The sequence below is a fragment of the Armatimonadota bacterium genome (assembly GCA_013314775.1).
Classification (GTDB): domain Bacteria; phylum Armatimonadota; class Zipacnadia; order Zipacnadales; family JABUFB01; genus JABUFB01.
In genome coordinates this window covers 1,049,595-1,074,522 of the sequence record JABUFB010000008.1, presented here as the reverse complement: position 1 = coordinate 1,074,522, position 24,928 = coordinate 1,049,595, and the positions used below count along the sequence as shown (strand labels likewise).

Annotated in this window: 14 protein-coding genes; 10 read left to right on the top strand and 4 right to left on the bottom strand. The window is 63.8% G+C overall.

Going from position 1 to position 24,928, the window contains the following annotated elements:
- The first annotated feature begins 64 nt into the window (after positions 1 to 64).
- Together HPY44_11235 and HPY44_11230 are read left to right on the top strand one after the other, a co-directional pair.
- Positions 65 to 715 (top strand): PEP-CTERM sorting domain-containing protein, encoded by a 651-nt coding sequence (locus tag HPY44_11235; protein NSW56581.1) that lies wholly within the window; start codon positions 65 to 67, stop codon positions 713 to 715.
- A 673-nt stretch (positions 716 to 1,388) separates the two neighbouring features.
- On the top strand, positions 1,389 to 3,440 hold the full coding sequence (locus HPY44_11230; GenBank protein NSW56580.1) for a hypothetical protein: 2,052 nt from the start codon (positions 1,389 to 1,391) through the stop codon (positions 3,438 to 3,440).
- 297 nt (positions 3,441 to 3,737) lie between these two features.
- Here the strand turns inward: HPY44_11230 and HPY44_11225 are convergent, their stop codons facing one another.
- On the bottom strand, positions 3,738 to 4,931 hold the full coding sequence (locus tag HPY44_11225) for a nucleotidyltransferase family protein (protein ID NSW56579.1): 1,194 nt from the start codon (positions 4,929 to 4,931) through the stop codon (positions 3,738 to 3,740).
- 84 nt (positions 4,932 to 5,015) lie between these two features.
- On the opposite strand from HPY44_11225, the gene HPY44_11220 reads away from it, so the two are divergent.
- The 8 genes from HPY44_11220 (at position 5,016) to HPY44_11185 (ending at position 17,119) form a co-directional block, all read left to right on the top strand.
- On the top strand, positions 5,016 to 6,290 hold the full coding sequence (locus HPY44_11220; protein ID NSW56578.1) for a radical SAM protein: 1,275 nt from the start codon (positions 5,016 to 5,018) through the stop codon (positions 6,288 to 6,290).
- Positions 6,287 to 7,162: a hypothetical protein gene (locus tag HPY44_11215; GenBank protein ID NSW56577.1), complete on the top strand. Its 876-nt coding sequence runs from the start codon at positions 6,287 to 6,289 to the stop codon at positions 7,160 to 7,162. The genes HPY44_11220 and HPY44_11215 overlap by 4 nt, the downstream gene beginning before the upstream one ends.
- Before the next feature lie 367 nt (positions 7,163 to 7,529).
- Positions 7,530 to 8,534: a hypothetical protein gene (locus HPY44_11210; GenBank protein ID NSW56576.1), complete on the top strand. Its 1,005-nt coding sequence runs from the start codon at positions 7,530 to 7,532 to the stop codon at positions 8,532 to 8,534.
- Complete coding sequence (locus tag HPY44_11205) at positions 8,515 to 9,042, top strand: S24/S26 family peptidase (GenBank protein ID NSW56575.1); 528 nt, start codon at positions 8,515 to 8,517, stop codon at positions 9,040 to 9,042. Before HPY44_11210 ends, HPY44_11205 begins: the two co-directional genes overlap by 20 nt.
- Positions 9,042 to 9,302 (top strand): PqqD family protein, encoded by a 261-nt coding sequence (locus HPY44_11200; GenBank protein ID NSW56574.1) that lies wholly within the window; start codon positions 9,042 to 9,044, stop codon positions 9,300 to 9,302. The genes HPY44_11205 and HPY44_11200 overlap by 1 nt, the downstream gene beginning before the upstream one ends.
- Positions 9,303 to 9,324: 22 nt before the next feature.
- Positions 9,325 to 10,368, top strand: a complete 1,044-nt coding sequence (locus HPY44_11195; protein NSW56573.1) for a hypothetical protein — start codon at positions 9,325 to 9,327, stop codon at positions 10,366 to 10,368.
- Positions 10,365 to 12,158 (top strand): glycosyltransferase family 39 protein, encoded by a 1,794-nt coding sequence (locus HPY44_11190; protein NSW56572.1) that lies wholly within the window; start codon positions 10,365 to 10,367, stop codon positions 12,156 to 12,158. Before HPY44_11195 ends, HPY44_11190 begins: the two co-directional genes overlap by 4 nt.
- A gap of 863 nt (positions 12,159 to 13,021) precedes the next feature.
- Complete coding sequence (locus HPY44_11185) at positions 13,022 to 17,119, top strand: hypothetical protein (GenBank protein NSW56571.1); 4,098 nt, start codon at positions 13,022 to 13,024, stop codon at positions 17,117 to 17,119.
- A 44-nt stretch (positions 17,120 to 17,163) separates the two neighbouring features.
- Here HPY44_11185 and HPY44_11180 read toward each other — a convergent pair whose 3' ends face one another.
- The 3 genes from HPY44_11180 to HPY44_11170 form a co-directional block, all read right to left on the bottom strand.
- Positions 17,164 to 20,643 (bottom strand): PAS domain S-box protein, encoded by a 3,480-nt coding sequence (locus tag HPY44_11180; GenBank protein NSW56570.1) that lies wholly within the window; start codon positions 20,641 to 20,643, stop codon positions 17,164 to 17,166.
- Positions 20,644 to 20,778: 135 nt separating this feature from the next.
- A complete protein-coding gene (locus HPY44_11175; GenBank protein ID NSW56569.1) occupies positions 20,779 to 21,270 on the bottom strand; it encodes a hypothetical protein in 492 nt (163 codons plus the stop codon).
- Positions 21,271 to 21,738: 468 nt separating this feature from the next.
- The gene (locus HPY44_11170; GenBank protein NSW56568.1) at positions 21,739 to 24,759 is read right to left on the bottom strand and encodes a DUF4838 domain-containing protein; all 3,021 of its coding nucleotides are present in this window, start codon (positions 24,757 to 24,759) and stop codon (positions 21,739 to 21,741) included.
- Positions 24,760 to 24,928 lie beyond the last annotated feature (169 nt).

The following is a 24,928-nucleotide window of genomic DNA, read 5'->3' as shown; positions in this document are numbered from 1 at the left end:
CCGACCATACAGTGGGCGAGCGTCCCCAGTTCACGCATTGCGAACTGGAGGAGGGAGTCTGAGCATGAAGTGGTTCGTGCCGTTGGTGTTAGCTCTATCGCTTTCGACGGCCGCAGGCGTCCATGCCGCAACGGTCTTCCAGATGGAGACCCTGGCTGGTCACGGTTCCGCGACCATGTTCGACGGGGACACCCTGGAGATACTGGTGCGGATGATCAGTGACACGGACGTGCTGGCGGTACAGTACGATGTTGTCCTTCCGACCACCGACTGGTTGCTGGTCAGCCGCGACTACGGCAGTTACGGCTGGACCGCGGACGCGTCGTTCTTTGACCAGGCAACGCCGCGCCAGACCGCAGTCGGTTACCCGTTCACGGTGGATGCTGCTCTCTATCCCGACGGCGATCCAGGAGCAGCCGACTTCCACCAGGCCACGGGTCGGGCGGACAGCAACGCTCTTGTTCCGGGTACGTACACCATCGAAAAGTGGGTGCTGGGCGTGCCTCTCGGCACAGCCCCGGACACGTACTCCCTGACCCTGAGCAATATCCTGATCACTGAGGACGACTTCGACGAGCTCGCCGGTCAGGCCGGCAGCCCCTTCCAGGTGACTGTCCGTAATGACATCCCGGAACCGGGCACGCTGTCGCTGGTGCTCTTCGGGCTTGCGGGGATCGGGATCGCCATTCGGAGGAAACGCAGGGAACCGTTGTAACGCGCATGCATGCGAACGATCAGGGCGCGGGGTTACCCGCGCCCTGATCGCATTCGGGTGCCGGTTTGCGGAGCACGCGCCACGCGCAGAATGCCCGAATTGCGCTCTGCGCGGGAGAAGGCCTTCTGCCATTCGTCGAAAAGGTAGACCTGAGCCACAATGTCCCCGAAGCCGGACTGATTGCTCCGCGCGGCGAGGAAGTCCGCCGCTTTCGCACGTCCGTCGGGACGTAGTTGTGCACCCCCCTGCGTGCGCAGGTGTTCGTGGGAACCTCACCGGCGGTCCTTTGGCCTCACAGCCCGCGAGTCGGGCGGCAGCCGATAGGAGTGGAGCGAAGCGGAACGGAACCGGTGGAATGGGTGCAGTTCAAATCGCTTGAGCCCCCAACGGAGGCGACGGAAACGATGAGAACGCTGCGCGGCTGTACAGCAAGCACAGCGGCCCCTCTTCATCGCCGGCTGCAGTCGGTGAAGGAGACGGGGCCCCGTCTCGACCGGATTCACCTCTTTTCGGGGAACGCACTCTTGCATCACCCCCGGCAACCAACTGTCGGCAGGCTTGTACCATCTCGGTATACGTGGTACCGTTCCTGTGCAGCCACTCTGATAGCGGGCGGACCGATGCCGGCAGCGCCTGAGGCCAGTCCCTACCATGCTTCCAGGAGGTTCGAGCCATGCGCTTCTGTTGCTTCGTTGGGATTACCGTGGCAGTCCTGGTGTCTCCCACCGCGTCCTTCGCCCTCGATGATGCCACTCGCGACGCCATTCTGCGCGCCGGGAACGCGGATGATGACGCCGTTCGCCTCGCGATTCTCAGGGAACTCCAGCAGAACCCGGATCTGGATGCCGCCCTCAAGGAGGACCTGCCCAAGATAGTGTCCTTCATCGAGAAGTGGGTGGACGGCAAGAACCTGTCCTTTTTTGCCGGGCCGATCTACAAGTCTCGGGACTACGACTTCGGTATCGAGCCGGAGTCGCCCTTGTACCCCCTGACCTACATCTATCGAGGCCGCGGAGTGTTCGCCGCCACCATCCAGAGCGGGAATATCTGGAGCTACTACGACAAGCGCGCCGAGTGGTTCGCAACGGCCCGGGAGTTCTTCCAGAAGTACCATGCGGCGTTTCCCGAGAACCGCATCGCCCGGATGTACCTCGGCGAAGGCATCCCGTGGGAGAAGACATGGCCTGTGGTTGAGGGCGCCCCACAGTGGGCAGTAGACCAGCGCGCGGGTCTGGAGTCCATCGCAGACATCGTAGAGTGGTGGATCGACAATCGCCAGCAAGAAGACGGCTCTTTCGGCGGGGGCTGGGGCGATGATTGCGAGATGTGGCGGTGGTGGGTCCCGGTGATGATCGCCTTCGAGGACCAGAAGATCACCAGCGCCCAGGCCAAATTCTCGAACGCGGTCATGAGCCAAGACTACATGAAGGGCGGCTTCATGACGAAGATGACGGACGTGGAGCACTCGGCAGAGGATTCCACCGACACGGTCCTGCCGATGATGCACCTCGCGCCGGATGATGAAATCTGGCGCGCCCGGGCCTTGCGACTCGCGGAACTGATGCGGGACCTGTGGACCGGGCGCAATGAGCGTGGCTTCCTGCAGTTCAAGAGCACCTACTTCACCGTCGACAGGGTGCATGAGGACCCGCAGAAGGCCTGCGACACGCCCTACCACGTGCGGGCGATCCAGCCTGCCCTGCTGTACTGGCAGCGCACCGGCGACCCGCAACTCACGGCGCTCTTCTCAGACTGGATGAACACCTGGGTGGACGCCACGGCCCGGGAGGAGAACGGGAAACCGGCAGGGATCATCCCGGCGGCGTTGCACTGGCCCGAGGGTACTGTCGGTGGGCTCTCACCCAACTGGTGGGATCCGCGCAACCACAATGAGCCGACCCTCTACGAGTGGCCCAGCAGCATGGGGGCTTTCATGGATGCTATGCTGCTCACCTACCATATGACCGACGATGAGAAGTACCTGGAACCGATCCGCTCCATGGCCCGCATCCGCCTGGAATACCTGGAAAACGGCAGGCCGGCGGGCGATCCGGGCACGCGCAACTGGTGCGCCTCTCGTATGGGGTTCATCGGCGGAACTATGGCGAAGTACCGGGCGGTCACCGGGGATCCGCAGTTCGACGGACTTCTCGCCGGCGGCGGGTCGGCGTACCAGGGGTTCCTGCTGACAGGCGACCGCAAGCCGCTGGAAGCCGCTCTGGCAAGCAACGCAAAGGCCTTCGCGTACAATTTCCCGCGCTACACCAGCGAAGTGCGCTGGACTGATCGCGTGCTGCGTTTCCCGGCGGTCTTCACCGGCAAGATCAAGCTTGCGGAGCCCAACTTCGAGGTGCATCAGCCGGCTCCAGACCTTCTGTACTCCACAGCCACTGGCGACCCGGGGGCGCTCGGATACTTCCAGATGAACGCCGTCCGCTGGCTTACGAAGCCCCGCGAGATCGCGGCGCTGGTCACAGGCGCGGGCTCGGACCATTTCTCCGCCGAGCTGTTCCACTTCGGCGAGACGCCGCGTCCGATGGCGGCCGAGTTCTATCTGCTTGGTCCCGGCGAGTATCGCCTGAGTGTTCGGAGAGCGGGCGAGGAGCATTCGCTGGAGACCGTGACGTTCCGCGTCGAAGGCGCCAGGGCGCAGGCGTCCTTCACGCTGCCCGCGCGGGAGTTGTGCATGGTCGAGGTCAGGCCTGCACCCCAGGGTGCCCGGTAGCGTCCGGTATTCTCACGGGCATCGTGGCCACCATTTTCCTGTGCCCAGGGCGGGGCAGTAACTGACATGCTCTGCGGGAACTGCCATACCCGGAGCTTCCACGCAAGCGAGGGGAGGCCGGTACGCCTTACGGGCGATTGGAAGGCGAAGGGGTGGCGTGAGAGGAGTAGTCGATCAGCGGCGGCCGGTCTGCAGATAGCCGCGGGGTGTCGGCGTCGTCCAGCGGACGGGGCCCCGCGGGAAGCCGCCGCGCACAGGCACCGGTCCCGCGCTGCGGACCAGCTGGACGTCCGGTAGTCAAACCCTCCTGTCGCCGCGCAGGGCGCGCCAGGCCTTCCACCAGCGACTCGGGCGCAACAGAAATAGAGCTCGGCTCAGCGGGGTTGTCAGCCGCTGACCTCCCTCGCCGCCCCTTGGTGCTCGGAAAACTTCGGTAGCAACCGCCGATAGCGCGGTAACCGGGCTCTCCGAACTGGTGCATGCCAGGCGCCACAGCACCCGGTCCAGCCCCGTCGCCGATCCGGGGCGCCCGCCCATATGCGACAGCGCATCCGCGAAGGTCTCCTCAAGCAGTTGGGCCGCCCGGTTATGCACGAAACCGGCCGGGCGAAGCTTGCGGGTGCCATCGCCCACATCCATCCCCAACCAGTCGTGCAGCATGCACATTGCCCAGTACACCGCTCCGGACGAGTTCGTCTCACGAGCAGTGGCGACCAGTTCCTCGCCGGTCTCCTGCTCTGCAGCTCGTCCCGCGAGCAGCGCGAGGTCCAGCAGAGACTGCAGGCCGTTATAGAACCTGTTCTGGAACACGTAGTGGAAAGCCCCGAGAACGAAGAGGTCCACCAGGCATGGGGTCACGACGCCCGGGCTTACGGCAGGCGCATCCAGTCTCCGCATCCAGATTCGTTCGGGGGGGAAACGGAACGGGCCGCGCGCGGTGATGCGCCAGTGAAGCTCCACGATCCGGCCCTCGCACGCGAGCGTGACGTGGTACGCATCGCGGGGATCGGCGGACTCCTCAAGGTCCCGATAGCCCAGACTTCGAGCCACCGTGACCGCTTCCGGCAGCCTATCTTCGGGTACCAAAAGGTCGAGGTCAGACATGGTGCGGGGCAGGTCAGCCGGGTATGCGACCTGATCCAGCGCCGCGCCCTTGAGAAGCATGGCCGGCACACTGGCATCCGAGAGTGCCGCCGTGATGGCCCCGAGCTGGCCACGGGAGATCAGCGTCGCTGCGAACTCCTCCCTCGCGACACCGCCCAGGAGCTCCGAGGCCGAGGATGGCACGCGACAGTCTGTCCGGGCCAGCGCATGCGCGACTACTGCGCCCACGCGATGTGCGCGCGCCAGTTCGGCAACCCTCTCCCAATCAGACGCGCTGCTCGCGGCCGGGAGGTCGCTCAGGCCGCCCGCAACCACCCCGACGGCCTCGACCAGCAGGCGCTCCTCGGCCAAAGGGACCAGATCTTCGAGGGGGCGCAGTACCCTCATCAACCATTACATCCCACCCACGCGACGTTGCGGCGGCCAACGAGGGTCGATTATACTGCCTGTGCCGCATCAGGAAAAACACAAATGCCGGCCAGAGTTCCCTTCGCCATGCTTACAGCCAGCGAGAGACGGACGTTTGCCCTCACTGCACCCCGGGATGAGACGACTTCCCCCTCTGACCGGGCGGTGGCCAGCGCTGCACTGCGCATCATCCAGGAACAGTCTGACCGGCTGGCCCGTGTCTTCACCGCCGGCCTGCTGGATTCGCCTGACCAGCGTTGCCTGAGCGCGCTGATCAAGCCTGTGGGCGACAGCTGCAACCTGCGTTGCAAGTACTGCTTCAACAGGCCCGAACAGCCTGTGCAACGTATGAGCGAGGAGTTGCTCGAACGCATCATCTCCCAGGTCATGGCTCTTTCCCCCGGCAAGGCCAGCTTCTCCTTTCATGGCGGCGAACCCCTTCTGGCGGGTATCGATTTCTTCCGTCTCGCGGTGGCGCTGCAAACGAAGTACCGCAGGCCCGGGCAGCAGATCAGCAATTCCGTACAAAGCAACGGGACGCTGCTGAACCGCGAGTGGGGCCGGTTCTTCGCGGAGAATGGGTTCCGGGTGGGAGTCAGCATCGATGGCCCGCCGGAAGTGCATGATGCCAATCGCGTGGACTCCGCTGGACGCGGCTCGATAGCGCGATTGCTGGAGGGCATCGCCGCAGTGCAGGAGGAAGGCGTCCAGGTGTCAGCGATTGCCGTGGTCACATGCCCGCCGGCTGCGGCTCCCGGTGATCTCTTCAGGCTGATGACCCGGCTCGGAATCCGAAAGTGGCGCGCGAACCCGTGCCGCGCGCCCGAGACCGTTTCGTGCTTCGGCCAGTACATCGAAGACCTCTTCGACGCGTGGGCATGCGACGGCGGTGGCGCGCAAATCGGCATCATCGATGACGTCATGCGAGCCCTGTTGGGGTACTCACCCCAGACTTGTGCCCTGGGTGGGTCGTGCGCCAACTTTCCCGGCTTCGAGCCCGACGGGACCGTATCGCCATGCTGCGAGATGAGTCTGGAGCCTCGGTTTCATTTTGGGAATATTCTCAGCGACGATCTCGTGGACATCCTGAATTCGCCGGTTGCCGAGGCCTTCTGGCGGGCTCGGGCCGACGGCGATGCGGCCTGCGGCGAGTGTGATTGGTGGGACTACTGCCACGGCGGTTGCACCTACCACCGCATTCAGGCCAGCGGTTGCCCAGGTGGTGTGGACTACCTTTGCGAGGCCTACAAGGACGTGTTCACTCGGCTCGCTCGCAAGGTTGACGCGGCCCTTGCAGCAGCTGCGCAGCGTCCCGGCCGTGAGGGTGACAGGAAATGACCGAGGAGCAACTGGGGGTAGCGCGGGCCTTGCTGGGCCGGCGAGGTCTGACCGAACTCCTCGCCGTCCTGGAGGGCGCCAAACCAGTCATGCGCGTTCTCCTGCACCAAGGGTGTGTGGCGGATCTCATGGACCTCGTGCAGGCGCTGGGGCTGACCGGCGGGGTCTCGGAGTACCGTGTAATACCCCAGGCGCCTGTGGCTGGGACAGTACACGGGCACCGTCTGGCCCGCGATGACGAGACGACTGCCGCGTCCTCGGTGCATGCGTACATCGGCGCTGAACCGGTGGCTGTGCACCTGGCTCGCTTGTTTGACGGCGCAGATCCCGTGCGATTTGGGCGCCTTCTAGGGTATCCCGACTGCTGCGTAAGCTTTTTCCTCGACTGCACTGAGCGACGGCACCTGCCCGATGGGGCGGACCTTGTGGCTGCCGTTGGCTGGCCCCCGTCGGGACGTTATGATCCTTTGATCAACTATGCTTGCCGGCATTTCGGCTACGCACTGATCAGCCACTTCCCATGTCGCTGGGACTGCGAGGGATCCCTTGCCGTCGCGACCGGCACGCTTTCAGCTCTTGAGAAGCATGCGCCCGAACTTGCTCGGGAGACCCTGACATGTCTCGAGACGGATGTTGCGCATGCCCTTCCATACGTGGTCGCCTGGCGAGAAAGGCGGACAGGAGACTGTCTGCGTGTCTCCGAAGCGGCCTATCACACCGGAGAGCTAATGGTTTCGGACCTCTTGCGTCTGCGCGACGGGCGCCTGGAGGTCTTCCGAGACGGCGCCATGGTTGCGCAGGCAGGGGGTGCGGTCTGGCTTCCCTTCCGGAGTCAGTCGCCTGTGCCCGAGAAACAGGCAGATTCAGCTTGACCCGGCGTCGTCCAATGGCTACAATGGTAGTATGTAGTTTGCGCGGTTGGGCCAGTACCTTGGGAAAAAGGGAGAAACCGTGATGAAGTGGAGCAAGCCGGTGGTAAAGTCCTACAAAGAGAAGGAGCTTCTCGCTAAGCTCGCGGCCAAGGCACAGACCCACGAAGACGGCCACCTCGACCAATAGTAAGCAGTTCGTGTTTCCCAGTGTCGTTGCTGGGGTAACGTGTGCGGCCCGTGCAGGCAAATGCGCGGGCCGCGCCCATTCTTCCTGATTCCTGACCGGCCGCGAATGCCGCTTGTCCGCTGCGCGCGGTTTCGTGGTATCGTGATTGCGCCCACCCCAACCCGATCTGTCCCTTTAACCATGGAACGCCCTCCGCTGGAAGACTGCCCGCATCAGCTCGCTTTGACGCTTCTTGGGCGGCAAATCATCCTTGCCACAAATTCCCCTCGCATCCATCAAATACTCAGAGACACCTACGCAAGTCGCATTTTCGCGCCAGACCAGACCGGGCAGCGAATCCAGTTTCTGTGCCATTACCGCCCCGCCGAGGGGATCGAGGCGGCGTTCTGGACGCCGCGCGCCGGGTATCTGGCCAGCCGTTCACCCGACAACGGTTCCCTGTTCCATCTCACCCGGGTCGATGCCGAGACGGTTGTGGACGCGGGCACCTTCGGAGCCGAAGACCCGGGGGCTGACCTGAACGATGAGACGGCCCTGGAACTGCTCGCAATCCATTTCCAGAGGCGTGTACTGGACCACCTGCTTCGCGAGCAGCCTTCTGTCCGACTGGTGCATGCCGGCGCCGTGGTTCGCGATGCAGTCGGCGTGCTCATCCTGGCCCCGACGAAGGGTGGGAAGACCACGCTGAGCGTTGCCGCGACCATCGCGGGCATGCAGTTCATGTCTGACGACCTGAGCGCGGTTGATCTCGACCTCGGCATTATACTGCCCTTCGCCAGGGCGACTCGCCTGCGGAAGGGCACCCTGGAAGCCGAGCCGGAATTTGCATCGCTGCCCAGGTCCACAATCGTTGATCTGCGCGGGGAGACGCGCTACTATGTTCATCCCGAGGACGTTCGCGGGGACGCCCTGGGGAGCGAGACCCGGCTCACGCACGTCGTGCGTATCGTGGATTTCGGGCCCATGCCGTCTTTCTCTCCCGCCAAAGCGGGGATGATGGCGGGACACCTGGTCGAAGCAGACTGCTTCGCCACCGGGCGCGACGCCCTGGCGCTCATATGGCGGTGGGGTGCGATCCTGGACGGCATCGAATGCGCCAATCTGGTGGCCGGACCGCCCATGGAGACCGCGCGCTTACTGCTGGAATACACCGGGTGTGCGTCACATGGCTCAAGACGACGTTGACAGTTCGGACCCGCGTAGTGAGTATGCCTCCGCATTGGTCGCCATCCATGCCCGGAGTGGCGAACCCTTCCTGTTGCGGGTGGAGGGCGCAAGCATGGGAGGCTGTCTCGCTGGAAGCTGTGAGTGCTTGGTGGACCCTTCCCCAGGTGCATTGCGGATCGGCGACGTAGCCCTGGTGCGGCTGAAAGGTGAGTTCGTCGCCCACCGGGTCGTCGCCCGGATGGAGGACGGGTCTGTCGTCACCAAAGGTGACCGCTGCTTCCACTCGGACGAGACTTCGCCACCGGAGAGCATTGTCGGCCGCGTCACAGGAATCGTGCGCGAGGGGCGCCTGACCACACCCATCCACTGGCGCCCGCCCATCTCGCGTCTCGTGGCCCTGCTCTCGCGCGTGGAGGCGGCGCTCTGGCCGCGCTTCGGCTACCCGTTGCGTGTAGTACACAGGGCGTGGCGACTGGGGATACTGCCATCGGCGCGTCCCGCGACCGACGAAGATCGGAGGCCATAATGGACAAGCCAGTTCGTCGCAAGGACCTGCTGGGACGCCAGGTAGCCGATGAGTGGATGATCTACGACGCGAGTGGCAAGGCCGTCCATGTGCTCAACGAGACAGCGCGCTTCGTGTGGGACCGCTGCGACGGTGAGCACGACGTGGAGGACATCGTCGCCGAAGCCGTCGCCCTCTATGAGGTCTCCGAGGCCGAAGCGCGCGAAGACATCCTGGCGTGCCTGGCCAGTTTCGCTGAGCTGTCGATTCTGGAGCAATAGCGCCGAGAGCGGACGGACGAGCATGGACTATCAGGACGTGCTCAACCTTGCGCGATCGCTGGCGGCGGCGGCCCTGGTTGGTGTGGTTTGGTTCGCCCTCCGTCGGGTCTTCAGGGTCGAGGCGCTGGTCACCGGCGTCACCATATTTGCTCTGTCCGTGGTCCTCTACGGTTCCTACATCCATCTCGTCGAACCCAATCCGGGCGGCGAGGTGGAGCGGATTCTCCAGGGGAACCTGTCCTCCACCTTCCAGTTCCGCCTGCTTGTTCCCCTGCTGGCGCTGGCCCTCAGCATCGCCACTGGTATCTCCATCTCCACTTGCGCCCACATCATGCAATTCGTTTCGCTTGTCGCCGCGCTGTGGGTCCTGTGGCTGTGGTTTGGTGTCTGGTTCATCCGGGACGGGGCATTTCTGGGGCTGTTCGCGGCCGCCGCGGTGCTGCCCTCGACCTTCCATTACTGGTACTGCAGCGAATTCGCGGAACTGGCGCTGTGCACCGGGGGATACGTCCTGCTGTTGCGGCGGCCTGGGGATCTGACAGCGATGCTTGCCCTGCTTGCTCTAGCGGTGCTCAATAAGGAGACTGGCGCGCTCCTGCTGTGGCCCTGGGTTCTGGTGCAGTGGGCCCGGGGAGACAGGCGGGTGGCCGTGGTCACCGCAGTCGCGGGGGCCGCCCTGGCACTGGGCATTCTCGCGGCACTGGGGCAATACTACGGGAAGTCCTGGGGCCATCCGAATCAGCTGGCCCTCAATCTCCATTCCCTGTTCCGTCATCCCTGGGCCCTCATCCGCACCCCGGGGTATCGCAGGAATCTGCTGCTGGTTGCCGGGGGCCTGTGGCCCATTGCACTGTGGCGCCTGAACTCGGCCCCGCGATTGCTGAGGTTATGCGCCAGCACCGTCCTGCCTCTGCTCGTACTGGCGGTCCCCTTCGCATACATCGCAGAGACCCGCATATATCACCCCGTACTGGCGCCTGTCTTGGCGCTCATCGTGTGGCAACTTGCACCTTCGCTGAGGCGTGCGGACTTCCCGCGCATCGGAGGGGATGAGATGCACCCATGAGCGCCAGCCGCGCGGCCATTGCCCGTAACCGTGATGTCTGGGTGCTCGGGGCTGTCATGTTCATCGCGACGGCCCTGACGCTGCCGGGTTTTGCGAACCCCACGTGGCACGCAGGGCCATGGGTCGTTGACAATGTCCTGCACTACTTGCGCGACACGGCTCTAAACTCAAAGTTCGTCGCCTACCCAATGCTGCAGGCGAACCTCCTGGCGGCGACCGTCGTGGCCTTTTGCGCGTTGCAGGTGGCTTCGGGCGCCTGGACGTGGCCTGAGTTGTACGCGAACCTCATCGACTGGCGCGTATTCATGCCGGTTGCCAACGGTCTCAGCCTGGTGGTGGGATTGGCGGCTATCGTGGCCACATACTGGCTTGGGCGAAGTGTGGCCGACCGCACCGTGGGGCTGCTTGCGGCGACTCTGCTGGCCCTGACCCCGACGTTCAATGACTACTGTCACGAAGCGGTGCCGGACGCCACGATGACGACGCTGGCGGCTCTGGCGTGGGTGTTTCTGGCAAACGCGGCAGACAACCCCTCGCGGCGGAACTACCTGCTGGCGGGGTTGTTCACCGGCCTTGCCACGGCCGCGAAGTACAATGCGGGAATGCTGGGGGTGCTGGGAGTCGGGGTACACCTGTGGCATCGCCTCCGTCCTGGCGAGCGTAGCCCGCAAGCCCGGTGGTCCTATCTGCTCCAGGCGCTCTTGCTTGGCGTCGCCGCCTTCAGTGTCACCTCATTCCAGGTGCTGCTGGAACCCCACAAGTTCTTGCATTCCGTGCTGGTATACGAGCGCGACTACAAGCTGCTGGCCTATTCGGGTGCGGTGGATCCGGCCAGCTTCATCCCCTGGCTGTCGCATCTGGGCGTGTGCCTGCGCTCGGAGCACGGCATTGCCCTCCTGTTCGGGGTGGGTCTCATCGGGTGCATCTTTCGCCGCACACCGGCCCGACTGCTCATGGTCGTCGGAGTGCTCCTCGCGCTGGCCTACATCGGTCGCTGGCGCATGGTCCACATGCGCTTTTACCTGTTCTTGTACCCGGCTCTGGCGGTAATGGCCGCCGACGCCGTCGTGGTCGGCCTCCGACATCTGCGAACTCACAGGCCCATCTTTGCTCGCGCAGCGGCGGTTGCAGTCGCGGGCCTGGTCCTGTGGACTGTTGTGGTGTACGGTCGCGACTCCCTTTCTCTCCTCCTGCCCGACACGCGCGAACTCTCTCGGGCGTGGATCGAGGCGAATATCCCCCCGGGTGCAGTCATCGCCGGTCCGACTTCGCCCGAGGGCTACCCGGCGCTGCTTCCAATGGAGCGTGTGGAGGATTATCTGTCCCGCGGGGAGATACCGACGCAACACAGGGAAACCGTCAGCCGTATCTTGAAGGGCAAGCCGGTCTACAGGCTCTTGCCCTTGAGACAGACACTTCCCGAACCCGTTTTCCCGGAGAGCTGGCCCGGGCCGGCGATCGCCCGGCTCAAACGCAGCGAGTATGCCCGTCGCGAGGCCAGCCGGACGCTTTCTCTGGATCATGTTCGCGAGCAGGGCGCGCAGTACATCGTGACTTCGTCCACGGTCTACGATATGTACCTGGAGCACCAGAGCGCTGACGAACTCCCTCGGTACGACCCACGCACCGCGGCGTTCCCCGAGTTCCGCCGCTTCTACATCATTCTGGAGCGCGTCGCGCGAGGCGAAACAGAGCGCGGAATACGGCTGCTCAACTCCTTTGAGCCGCGAGGCGGGCAAAGAATCGGGCCGACCATCCGCGTGTACCGGCTTGCGCCGGGCAGCAGGTGAGCCAGTGCCAGCGCTCGTGCCCCTCCGCACGATGCCCCCGGGTCTTCGGGTATGACCAGGGCGCACTTGGACTGACCACGCTCGGCGGGGGAGAGTTCACCCTTCGGGCCGGCGGGCTTCAGGAAGTTGGACCGTTTCTCGGGCGCACCGGTCCAGCGCACTCCGGCATCGCTGACGATGGTCGGCGATCACATGGTCCTGGAGTCCTCCCGGCGCACGTCCCTATCCTCGATCCGGGCGTGAACGTTGTGGGAGTCCTCGCGTACACCGGGCTTGATTACCACGCGGTAGATGACGGCGACCTCGGCCGCGGTCTTCTCGCTGCGACGGCCTCGCAGTCTGGAAAGCCCTGGTCAATCCCGGCAATCCCCCCGATTTCACCGGGCTCCCCGGTGAGAATTGTGTGGCGTTCCCGTAGCCGTGCTGCGCAATGCAAGACCGGTTGGTGGGCAGGTAATCACCCGTGCCGAACCTGCTGAGAAGACCGCCGCCGCGGGCGATCACCGTCTGGGCGTTGGTGTCCAGTTGCAAGCCGCCACCGTAACGTTACGAAACAGCTATGGGGTACCAGGCGCCGGAAGCCGGCGGCTCACCGGGATCGCCTCCCCGTTTCGGGTCACGTCCATCTTGCGCGGGGATGGCTCTCACACTGCGTTGGTAGCGGGGATCAGGGCCGGCCAGACTGTAGGCAGCGCCGGGGCCTTCTCATGGAGTGCCGCCTGCGAGGAATGACGAAGGGACCCGATAGTTCGCTTCGTCGGCGCTGCATGCACCTGCCGCGAAACTGGCAGGCATTCGCGTTCGTGGCGGCGAATCTGGTTAGGACGAGACCCAGCTGCGGGAGACGACTGGAGTGATCCACGATGGCGCTTCGCAACTGTCTGTTCCTTATGATGATCATCGCGTCCGGCATAGCCTGGTGTCAGCCCCGGCAGGAGATAAGCCTGAACGGCGCTTGGCAGTATGTGCGGGTTGCGGAACTCACCACCCCGCCGGAGGAGGGTTGGTTGCCGATCGAGGTCCCGGGAACCATCAGTGGGGTGGACTACCAGCGGGCATGGTTCCGCCGTGAGTTCACGGTCCCGCAGTCCATGACCGGGCGGCGCCTCACGGTTCACTTCGGGGGCGTGAAGTTCAACAGCACTGTGTACATCAACGGGCAGGAAGTCGGCGGGCATTTCGGAGGGTACGACCCCTTCGACGTGGATATCACTGCCGCTGCGAGAGTGGGGGAGACCAACCGCCTGGACCTTGCCTGCCACGATTGGACTGGAGTGTTCAGCGCCAATGATGTCGATTTCTCTGTGATGCAGACGCGCCCGACAGACCCGCGTGATCTGCCCCGCGACCGGGTGCTCGCACCCATCGGGGGCCTGGTGAGCAACTTCGGCCCATGGGATGACGTGGAGCTTCGCGCGCACCCGGCGGTGTATGTGAAGGACCTCTTCATCAAGCCTTCGGTGCGGAACATGCGGCTGCGGGTCGAGTATACGCTGGCAAATCTCACTGATCGCGAGGCCAACCTGCAGCTGGGGGCGAGTGTGGAGGACGCTGGGCAACAGGCGCTGGAGTTGCCCGCTCAGGCTGTTACTGTACCCGCTCAGGGCGAAGCGACGGCCGTTCTCGAAGCGCCCTGGCCCGAACCCCGGTTCTGGTCGCATGAGGACCCCTATCTGTACTTCCTGCGGACGGTGATGACTCAGGACGACGCGGTGGTGGATGACCTGCGCACCCGCTTCGGCTTCCGGGAGTTCTGGGTGGAAGGCAGCCACTTCATCCTCAACGGCAAGCGTGTGAACCTGCTGGCGACTTCGTGGTGGCCGGAGTTGTCGAGGCCGAAGGAGTACATCCAGGAGCGCATCCGACAGATCAAGAATGCCAACTGCGTGATCTTCCGCACTCACACACAGCCTTGGTCCGAGATCTGGTATGAGACTGCGGATGAAATGGGCCTGATGATGATACCGGAAGGCGCTGTATGGAACGACGACGAGGTCTACCGCCTGGATGACCAGCGGTTCTGGGACAACTACGCCACGCATCTCAAGGCCATGGTGGATCGGGACAAGAACAAGCCCTCAGTGGTCATGTACAGCCTGGAGAATGAGTTCTATGGCTCCCGGATCAACGACAAGTCGCCGGCCAAAGCGCAGCTTGTGCGGCTGGGTGAGCTCATGAAGCAGTGGGATCCGACGCGGCCCATCTTCTACGAATCCGACGGCGATCCGGGCGGCGTGGCGGACGTCATCGGTATTCACTACCCGCATGAGTATCCTGAGCACACCGACTGGCCCAACACCGCCTACTGGATGGACACCCCGAAGAGTATCAGCTGGATGTTCACCAACGGTGAGGATCCCTGGCTGTGGGATCGGAGCAAGCCGGTGTATGTGGGTGAGTTCCTCTGGGTCCCCTCCTCCGACCCATCCTGGCACACGGTCTTCTACGGAGATGACGCCTATCTCGACTACGACCGCTACCGGGTCAAGGCCAAGGGCGATTCATGGCGGATGGCGATCCAGGCGTATCGCTACTATGAAGTGGGCGGGATCTCGCCGTGGACCATGGTGGAAGGTGGTCCGCTCAACGAAGACACCAATGCCATGTACGCGGCGCAGAAGTACGCCATGCAGCACATTGCGGCGTACATCCGCGAGTACGACCACAATTTCTACTCCGGCGAGCAAATCACCCGCACTGCGGACGTATACAACGACGTGCTCAGCGACTCAGAACTTGCCCTGAACTGGGCGTTGGTGGACGGTGAGCAGGAGACAGTGTGTGGCGAGATGACGCTGCAGATGAAGCCGGGCGAGCGGCGCGAGGTCCGGCTTTCAGTGAATCTGCCCACTGTGGACACGCGCACAGAGATGACCCTGCGAGTGCGCATATCGCGGGGAGGAGAGACGGTCTTCGAGGATAGCCACCCGGTGTCGGTATTCCCGCCGCTCAGGCTTACGGCGCCGGAGGGAACGCGCGCCGGGTTGTTTGACCCCGGCGGCAAGACGGCTGCGGCTTTGGAGAAATATGGGGTGAACCTTCCCCCGGTGGCCGACCTGGACGCGATCCCGGACGGTCTGCAGGCGGTGGTCGTGGGAGCCGGGGCGCTCAGTGGCATGACTGAGCAGGAGCCGGTTATCGGCCTGGAGACCGGGGCAAGGGGGCTGACCGACTTCGTGCGCGCCGGCGGCAAAGCGCTGGTGCTCGAACAGCCCGGCTACACGCAAGGGGTCCTTCCCGCGCTAACCACGGAAAGGGTCTCGACCATGACCTTCCCACAGGTGCCTGAACACCCCCTGCTTAGGGGCGTGAAACCCAATGACCTGAAATGGTGGCGTCCAGACAACTATGTGAGTCTCGCTGAGCCTGCCCGTCCGGAGGGCGGCGCGGCCCGGGCGGTCGTGGTGTCCGGCAGCCGGCAGGGCATTGCGTATGCGCCCTTGTGCGAGTATTTCTTGGGTGACGGCGCACTGGTGCTGAGCCAGCTTCGGCTCGTAGAGCGTCTGGACGTGGAACCCGCGGCCGGGCTGATTCTCCAGAACGCCCTCGACTACCTCGCCGTGAAGCCCGCACCCGCGAGCCGCACGGCCCTGTTCGCGCCGGATGCGGAAATGCGCGAGTACCTCGATGGCCTCGGACTGCAGTACGCAGACATCACTCAGGCACCCGGAGAAGCTGACTGGGCGGCCGTGGACCTGCTAGTGGCCTGCCCGCCGCTGGAGGCGCTCGAAGCATGCCGGGAAAAGATCGGGGAATTGCTGGCGAGAGGCGGGACCGTACTGCTTCACGGTGTCGCGCCGGATGATGCGCTGCTCCCGGAACTTCTGGGGAGCCCTGACCTGGCGCTGGTACCCCATCGCGGCGGGGTCGTCAGGCAGCCGGGAGCCCATGCGCTTTCCAGCTTCCTCGCCAACGAGGACCTTTACTGGCTTGGGGAATCCCGGGCCGCGCACTCGTGGGCGACGCGGCCGCTGGCCGATGACATGGCCGATTTCGTGTTTGCGAAGACCCTGGAGGGCAAGCAGGCCACCGAGTACCCGGCGGAGACCATGACGGTGGAGGGACCGTACACCGCGATCCGCAATGGTCAGGCGATCATCCCGAGTGGGTCGAGCACAGCGTCCGTCGACATCCAGATCCCTGCGGACGGCGCCTACATACTCGGGGTCGTGGCCGGTGGATCGCCGGCCCTGGGCGTGTATCCTACAGGGACCGTGAGTGTTGACGGGCGCGTGCTGGGCGCATTCTCCTGCCAGGACAGTGGGATGCGCACATATACCGTGTCGGGCGAGCTGGCCGCCGGCACACATCGGGCAGTGATCCGTTTCACGAATGACTACAACAGTGCCACGGAGGACCGCAACCTGATTGTGGAAGCCCTCAAGGTTGCGGCTGATGACGGGTCCGAAGGCGTCTCGATCCTCACCAATCCGGGTGCACTGGCCGTGATTGAGCGCGGTGGCGGGAGAGTGGTCGTGGATAACATCAACTGGGCGAAGACTGAGCGTGAGAGCCGCAAGGCCTCGCGCTACATCTCGGGCCTGTTGACGGGACTGGGCGCGCGGTTCGAGCAGGCCGGCGCCACAGTGTTCGAAGCGGAGACTTTCGAGCCTCAGCCGGGAATATCCTGGTTCCGACGCGAGGCCGGGGCCGCGTACATGGGCTCATCGGGCTGGATCGCCAAGACGGTCCGTTGCGCGCAAGCAGGACGGTACCAGTTGCGGTTGACGGCAAGTGGAACTCCGGTCAAGGGTATCTACCCAATCATTCGCGTGGAGATCGGCGGGGAAGCGGCCGGCGAGTTTGAGTTGAAAAGCGAAAGCTGGCGGAGCTACTCACTGCCCGTCGAGCTGCCAGAGGGGGTTTTCGAGCTGCGACTGGTTTTCACTAATGACGAATGGGCGCCGCCGGAGGACCGGAACCTTCGTATCGACAAGGTGGAGTTCTTCCCCGTGAACTGACGCGCGTCCGGGGATTCCGGCCGGGTCGGGCATCGGCCCGGGCGCTATGTGGCCTTTGGGTCCTGCTCCCTGGACAGGAGATCATCCACCGCGCAGATCAGCGCCATGCAGGAGAACGGCTTGTGCAGGACCCGTTCCGCGCCAAGTTCGAGGGCTCTTCGCTCCAATGCCAGGTCCATGACGCCAGTGATGACCAGCGCTGGCGGTCGGGGTTCCCGGGCGCTCAAGCAGGTGAGTATCTCCTCGCCGCCGCCGCCGGGCATAAGCATGTCGGTGATCACAAGGTCATAGGTGTCCCTGTGGAGCGCTGAGATGATCTCTCCGGTGGTTGCGAAACAATGGGCTTCGTGGCCGAAATCGGTAAGGATCGAGTAGATGAGATTGGACAGTTCAGTGCCGTCTTCCGCAACAAGGATCCGGGAGGACCTGGCGGCCGGCGCAGGGACTGTCCGCGCTGACTCGGGGCCGGATCGGGTGTCCGCCGGATAGTCAGCGGGATGGACGGGAAGCACGAGTTCGAAGGTTGTGCCGACCCCGAGCTGGCTGCGTACCCGGATCTCTCCACCGTGAGCCTTGATAATCCCGTGAGAGACGGAGAGCCCCAGGCCGCTACCTGAGACGCCCGGCTCCCCCAGGCGCGTCTTGGTGGTGAAGAAAGGCTCGAAGACCCGTGGCAAGTCTTCTTGCGAAATGCCCGTCCCCGTGTCGGTCACCGCGATGACCACATTTCCGTCGCCGGCGGGGCTAGGCACGTACCGGGTGGTCACGGTCAGCTCCCCACCGGACGGCATGGCGTGACAGGCGTTGACGAAGAGATTGAGCATTACCTGCTCCATCTGCCCCGCGTCCGCGTACACTCGCCGGTTGGCGGACTGGAAGTCGCGCCGAATGGTGACTTCACACGTCTGGATCTGCTGTGCGGCAAGTGCCAGGCCGGCTTCTATGGCCTCCTCAATATGTATGGGTTGCCGGTGAGGGGACGCCGGCCTTGCGAAGGCGGTGAGGTTCCTGCAGATATCCCCTCCATGGTTGGCGACATTGAGCGCTATTTGGGTCAGCTTCCGGTACCGTTCTTCGCATGGGTTTTCAGCGGTAAGCTCCGCCTGGAGCATCAGGCAGGCCATGAGGTTGTTGAACTCGTGGGCCACTCCCGCCGACAGTTGCCCGACGGCGGCCAGCCGCTGGGCATCTTCAGCTTTCTGTCTCTCGCGGATATCGCGTGCTACCCCGCGGTACCCCACTAAGACTCCGTCCGGTCCTGTGACGGGCATGGCATTGATTTCCGTGGGGATCAAGCAGCCGTCCTTGCGTCGCAGTTCAAACAGGCCGACGAGGGATCGCCCGCGGGCGGATGCGTCGGCAAGGCCCTCGGTTGCTCGCTGCAGGGTAACCTCATCCATTACATCTCGCACCGAAAGACCCGCGTCGAGATCCACCTGCGTGTACCAGAGCGTGTCCGTGGCGGCCTTGTTGATGTAGGTGATGCGCAGGTCCGGATCGAGTTCGAATACCATGTCGGGGAGCAGATCCGTTATCTCCCGGAACCGCGTCTCGCTCTGATCCAGTTCCAGAGCAGCACGTCTCGCTTCGGTGGTGTCCACGACGTGGGTGATGAAGTGCAGCGGACGGCCCTCGGCATCCCTCAGAAGCGACGTGTTGATTCTGGCATAGACCGGATGCCCGTCGCGGTGTACGTACCGCTTCTCAACCTGCACTGTCCATGGGCCCGACTCAGGTATGCTGCCGATCCAGTCCCGCGTTGTGGAAACATCGCCCGGGTGGGTGAGGGCCGCAACATTTACCCCCACCAGCTCATTCCCCGCGTATCCCAGCATTTCGCGGAATGCCCGATTCGCTCTGAGCAATGTCCCATCCACCGAGGTCAGGCAGACGCCAACCGGAGCGTTCTCGAAAGCCTGGCGGAAACGCTCTTCGCTCTCCCGCAGAGCGGCCTCCGAGCGTTTGCGCTGGGTGATGTCCACCAATGTCACCACGGCGCCCTCGACCTTACCGGTAGACGGGTCCAGTCTGGGCTCGCAGTTGACCAGAAGCCAGACGCACTCGTCGCTGCCTGCCGGGTAGAGCCCTACGACCGCACCTGTGACCCTTCGACCGGTTCGCAGAGTAGCAGTGACAGGCCAATGCTGCTCCGGGAACGGCGTACCATCTTCCCGCACCGCTCGCCACTGTCTGCCCGGTGGCACGCGCCTGCCGTTCTCCCCGCGCTGTAGCCCGAGGATCTCCAGCGCGTGATCGTTGGCGTCGATGATGTTCTCGTCCGCGTCAAAAACGATGATGCCGCCGGGGACTGCGTGATAAAGGCCGCGGTACAGTTCCAGGCTGGCCTGCAACTCCTGCTCATAACGCAAGCGGTCAGTAATGTCCCAAGCGGTGACAATATACGATTCGTCACCGGTTTCCACGCTCAAGGGTCGTGCCCGCAGCTGAACCTGAATCACCGAGCCGTCTCCACGGACCCAGGTGGTCTGTGTCTCGCGCACGTCCAGGCCTGGGTTGTCTCCATAGAGCGCCTGCCCCACCCGCTCGTATTCCGCTTCGGTCGCGTAGAGCGAGCGTGGCCCGAGGCGCAGGTGTTCCTCCACGGACCTGCCTGTCAGCACTGACATCGCATCGTTCACCCAGACCGGCATACGGTTGCGGGACAGAAGCATGCCGACGGGGGATGCTTTCAGTATCGAGTCGAGGATCGCAGCGCGTTCGCGCGCTTCGCGCTCCACCTCACGCTCCCGTGTGACATCCCGGCAGAAAGCGACCAGGCGACAGACGTTCCCGCTGGAGTCGATGACGGGATACACGGTGTTGGCAAAGACGCGTCCGCCGTTGCAGTCCTCGAAAGATGCAGCCTTTGCAGTGTCCAGAACCTGTTCAAGGTGAGCTGCCCGACTCCGGGCGAGGTCAGCGGGTAGATGCGATAGCGCTGGCGTGCCGACAAGCTCCGACACCGGCTTGCCCAGGCTTGCAGCAAGGCCGGGGCTTGCGGCGAGAATGACGAGGTCCGGTGATAGAAGCATTGCCACCTCGTCCATTGATCGCAAAATGTCCGATGCAGCGTCGTCCAAGTGTGAGAGCCTGGGCAGAACGGCCCTCTGAGCTCCGGAATCCACCAGGAACTGGGCGCTGATGGCCGCAGGGTCTCCATCCTGGCCGGGAACAGCGGAAAGGACAACGTCCGCCACCACGGCCACCCCCGTACTATGGATATACCGAGCCTTGAGTCGGGCGGTCCGGCACGTACCCGCGGCCAGTGCGTTGAAAAGTTGCAGCTGAGGCTCTCTGTCTTCGGGGTGGGTTAGCGATGAAATATCCCGGGCGAGAAGGTCAGACGGCGGCCAACCCAGCATGTCGCACAGGGCGCGGTTGGCCGTGATCAGAACACCCGTGAAAGACAGGATGCACGAGGGGATGGGCGAATGGTGGAATGCCGAGCAAAGAAGCCGGTCCCCCTGCAGCGCGGTACTGTCCGCGGCCCCCCCACGCTGGTTTCTTGGGGCTCTGCCTGACATCTCCTTCCTCCGAGCTCCCAGATCTCGTACCGGTTGATCCGACGCCCTTTCCGCGCTGGAGACGGGGGCACGATCATCCTGCGCGTGAGTGCAACGACGAGGGCATCGCCGTGCTCTTTGGGGCAGGCAAACAGGTTATCCTAGCAACGCAAGGATTGCGCGAGGATCCTTGGCGGAGTAGGTGTGGTACCGGATCCCCGCGCTCTCCAGGGCTTCGGCGGTGATGCTGTACCAGCCGTAGTCAATCAGTTCCGCGGCGATAACCACTTCCGGCACCCGCTCCTGCCGCTGGGAGACCAGGTCGATGATCGCTCGCATATTCCTCGTCTGCCACTCGGCATCCGTCGTTTCCGGGATGCCGCCGGGACGACGCTCGCCTTCCATGTGATGCCATCCGTGGACCAGCGAGGCGAACACAATCAAGTCGACGTCTCCGGGCTGGTAGGTTTCGAAAATCCGGCGCACGTCCGTGCAGGTTACCGCGGTATAGACAGCGTAACCATGGGCGCACAGAACCGCTGCATGGCCGAGATTCAGGGGCCTGTGGTCGGAGACCACGAGCACTCGTCCCCGGGCCTCTCCTTTGGGCAGGTACTCTTTCACCGGGGCGAGTCGGCCACCGGACATTGGCAAGTCTCCACGAGCACGGGGAGTGTCTCCCCGCGGGGTTGCGGCAGTGTTCATATATAATTCACCGTCAACGGGGCTTCTCCTTCAAAGGAGGAGTCACAGCCCAGGGGCTCACTGCCGACTGCCAGGGCCTGAGCGCGGGCCATCCATGGTCGGGCGAGCGTCCGGCTGGTCGGGCAGGGCTTGCTTTGCTGCTTGCGGCGCGGGCCGCGTCAGATGAGGCCGCGCTGCATGACCGGATCTTCTACGCTCTCTCGACCAGCGGCTGGGCGCGATCCGGCCCAATGGCACGCAGTGTCACCCAGACTTCTCAGTCCCCGAGCGAAGCTGATGACGGCCCCAGAGCCGGCACATTTGCGCGCGCGTCTTGCATCCGGGCCTGCAGCCCGCGGACTGTGATTCGATCCGGGCGCGGGCTGCAGACCTTGCGATGCGCCTGATGGAGGCTGACGGGATCGATCCGGCTTACTCGGCAGCCTTCAGTTCAAAGTAGTCCAGCCACAGACCGTCCTGGTTGTCGGGGTTGTTCTGCGGGCCCATCCAGACGTAATGGCCGGGGCCCGGCGTGATGGTTCCGAGCTTGTAGATGCGCCAATCGCTGTCGGGGATGGCGGTCATCGAGGGCTGTAAGGTACCCAGGTCCGCGCCCGTGAGGGTGTCGTAGATGCCTGCCCAGAAGGCGTTGCCGCCGTCACCTTTCTTCCCGACCTTGATCCGCGCGAACACATCGTACTTCGTTTCCGGCTCCAGCTCCTGGTGATTGTAGCGCCACTGGCAGCACCACTCGATGTGGTTATTGTTCAGGCGGATGGCGTAGCCGTCCGATGCGCCCTCAACCTGCTCAATCCATCCCCAGTTGCCGTAGTTGCCCAGGGTAATCTCGTCATCCTGGGCAACCAGTCTGCGTGCGCTGTGAGTCTCCGCACCACTGTGAACGGCTCTGGCGAAGGACGCCACATTGCGCAGGGGCCGCACCCACTGGCGCAGGCAGGCCTTCTCGCCGGGGGCCACGGTGGCTCTTGTCTTCACCTCGAAGGTGATCACGTCTCGACGGGCATCCACGCGCACCCAGACCCGCTCGATCTGCGGCGCGGAGGGGATGATCTCAACTCCCTTGCCCGCGGCGTGGTTTACGAACTTCACGCCGCCCCCGATCTGCTCGGGGGTGAAGGAAAGTTGCCGCTTGGCCTCGTCCTGCGTCAGCGACAGGCTGATGACGCCTTCCTCACCCATGGCCGGCAGGATCGCGGTGACCTGGTCGACATCGCCCAGGTCCAGGCCGAAACATGCGCGCAGGTCTCCCGGTTGCTGATCCTCGCGCCCATTGCTCACGCACGAGAGAATCTCGCAGTAGCCCTTGCCCTTGGGGACCATGACAGTACGGGTTAGCTTGACACCGTCCGCCAGATCGTGGGTCATCTCCACGGACCACGAGTCGTCCGTCTCTTGGACCGGGCTGGACTCGAAGGGGTCGGACCAGCCGGGCCCGTGCAGACCGCCTTGCCAGGACTCACCATAGCCACCTGTCGCCGGGTAGGCGGGATCTTCGGGTGCCCCCAGGGACAGGAGGTTGGGGCCGCCCTCGGACTGCATGATGAGGATGCGCCCGCCAAGCCCGGGCACGATGCCCACTGACAGTGCACGGTCGCCCATGCTCAGGACGTCGTAAGAAGAGGATTTCGAGCGAAGCCTCTGCCACAGCGTCTCCGGCGGAGTCCCGCCCTCGCGCAGCTGCGTCAGGTTGTTCTTCGCGGCGGTGGTGAAAAACCGGTCTACGCGCTCCCGGTAGCCGGGGATCGCTTCGGCCTCGTATTTGCCATTGCGGAACTCGTAGGCACTGGTGACGGTCCGTTTCGTGCGTTCCAGGATCAGCCAGTCCATGCTGAGTCGCGCCACGTTCACGCGGTTCAGCGTAGCTGGATCGTCGGCAACCGCCGCGGCGGCCTGATCCCAGAGCTTGTCGGCTTCTGCGATGAGTTCGTCGGTCAGGTAGGGAGCATTCGGGCCTTCCCAGATGTGCATGTGGATGTTCTCGTTGACCACCTTGTCGCGGAGCATGTCCAGGTACTTGCGGATCGGGGTTGCTGCCTTCCCGTACACGCCCGCGAGGAACTCGTCCATCGCCTTGTCTTCGTCGTAGTTCGGATCCCAGAGGAACTTGGCGTGCATGTATCCGTCCAGCGCGTTGAACTCTCCGCAAAGGGTCGTATAGGTGTTCTGCTCGAATATCCCGGTGACGTTGTTCTCGATAAAGAAGCGGATATTGTCCCGCAGCACGTGGCGGTTTGGGAAGGGGACGAGATAGTTCGCGAAAGATGTGGCATAGTCCCATACCCAGAGCCGTTCGCTCACCTTCGCCCAGTCTTCCAGGTCCTTGCGGAAAGCAGCGTTCTCGCCACTGTTACAGGTACGCAGCGGGTGGGAGAAGCAGCACTCGATGCTGCACAAGCGCACGATCACATTGGGGCGCGGGCGCACGTTCTTCGGCGCCTTGCGGGTGTACTGGTAGGCCAGGGTGTCGATTGCCTTGTCCGGGAACTCGTCTTTGACCGCGTCGGCGATCTTGTTGACAAATTCAATCAGCGGACCGGCTTCGGAACCCTCGCGCTCAACAATGGCCTGGCAGTTTTCGCACTGGCAGGCTCCATGCGTGTCGTTCTGCGAAACCGAGAAGACGAATGCCTCGGGGTGCTCGCGCATGCGCTTGCGGATTTCCTCGGTGGCGATCCGCAGCACGTCGGGGTTGGTGAGGCAAAGTTGGTAGTAGCCCTTCATCCGCTTGCCGTTGATGAGCGAGAAGTACTCGGGGTGCTCGTCGTAGTATTTCTCGGGCGGCACCAGCTGGTTGAAGGTATGGACGAACCCGTAATACTGGATCTTCCCGCCATGCTTGTCTTCCAGGCGCCCGGCCGAGCTGTTGACACGATTGCGCGCGCACCAGTCACCATCGAAGCAATCCATCACGAAAGGCTCTCGGTACTCAAGGGCCGGAATCTTCTTCTCATCCAGCGGCCCCACGGTGAGTTTGTTCCGCTTCGGGATCCGGCTGACTTCCGGCGTAAACCACCTGCAGCCGAGGTGGTCTTCAAGCAGCCCGAAGACACTGTACACCACGCCGCGCACCGGGCCGCCAATGAGCAGAAGGTGCGGGCCGCTGGTACGGATGATGTAGCCCTCCAGGCCGAGTTCATCCATGGGAGGTCGAACCCCGAGCTTCGCCAGGTGCGCGTTGGCGCCCAGGACGATCTCGTGCTCGGTCATGGCGGAGTCGTCCGTGGCAATTGGGAGCGTCGCCCCCGTCATCTCCTTGAGCCATCGCTGCAGCTCATCCGCCGCCCATTTGGTGGACGGCGAAGCGTCTTTCGCAATCACGATGCGGAACTCGCTCCGGCCATTGTCAGCGAGAGTGAGTGATTGCGCCGGCGCTTGACAGGCCGGGAGCGCTGCCAGAATACAGAGTAATATGCCATACTCGAAAACCTTCATGGCTGGCACCTCGCAGGTTGCTGAGGACTCAACAGGGTATTCGCCTCGGGGAGACTGAGACCTGCCCCATGTTCTTGACACCCTCTGTCAAGGGTGGCAGACTGTGCGACGGCCTGCCAGGTGCGGGCCGCCTTTGCGTCACTGATCGTCCCCAACTGGGAGCTGCACA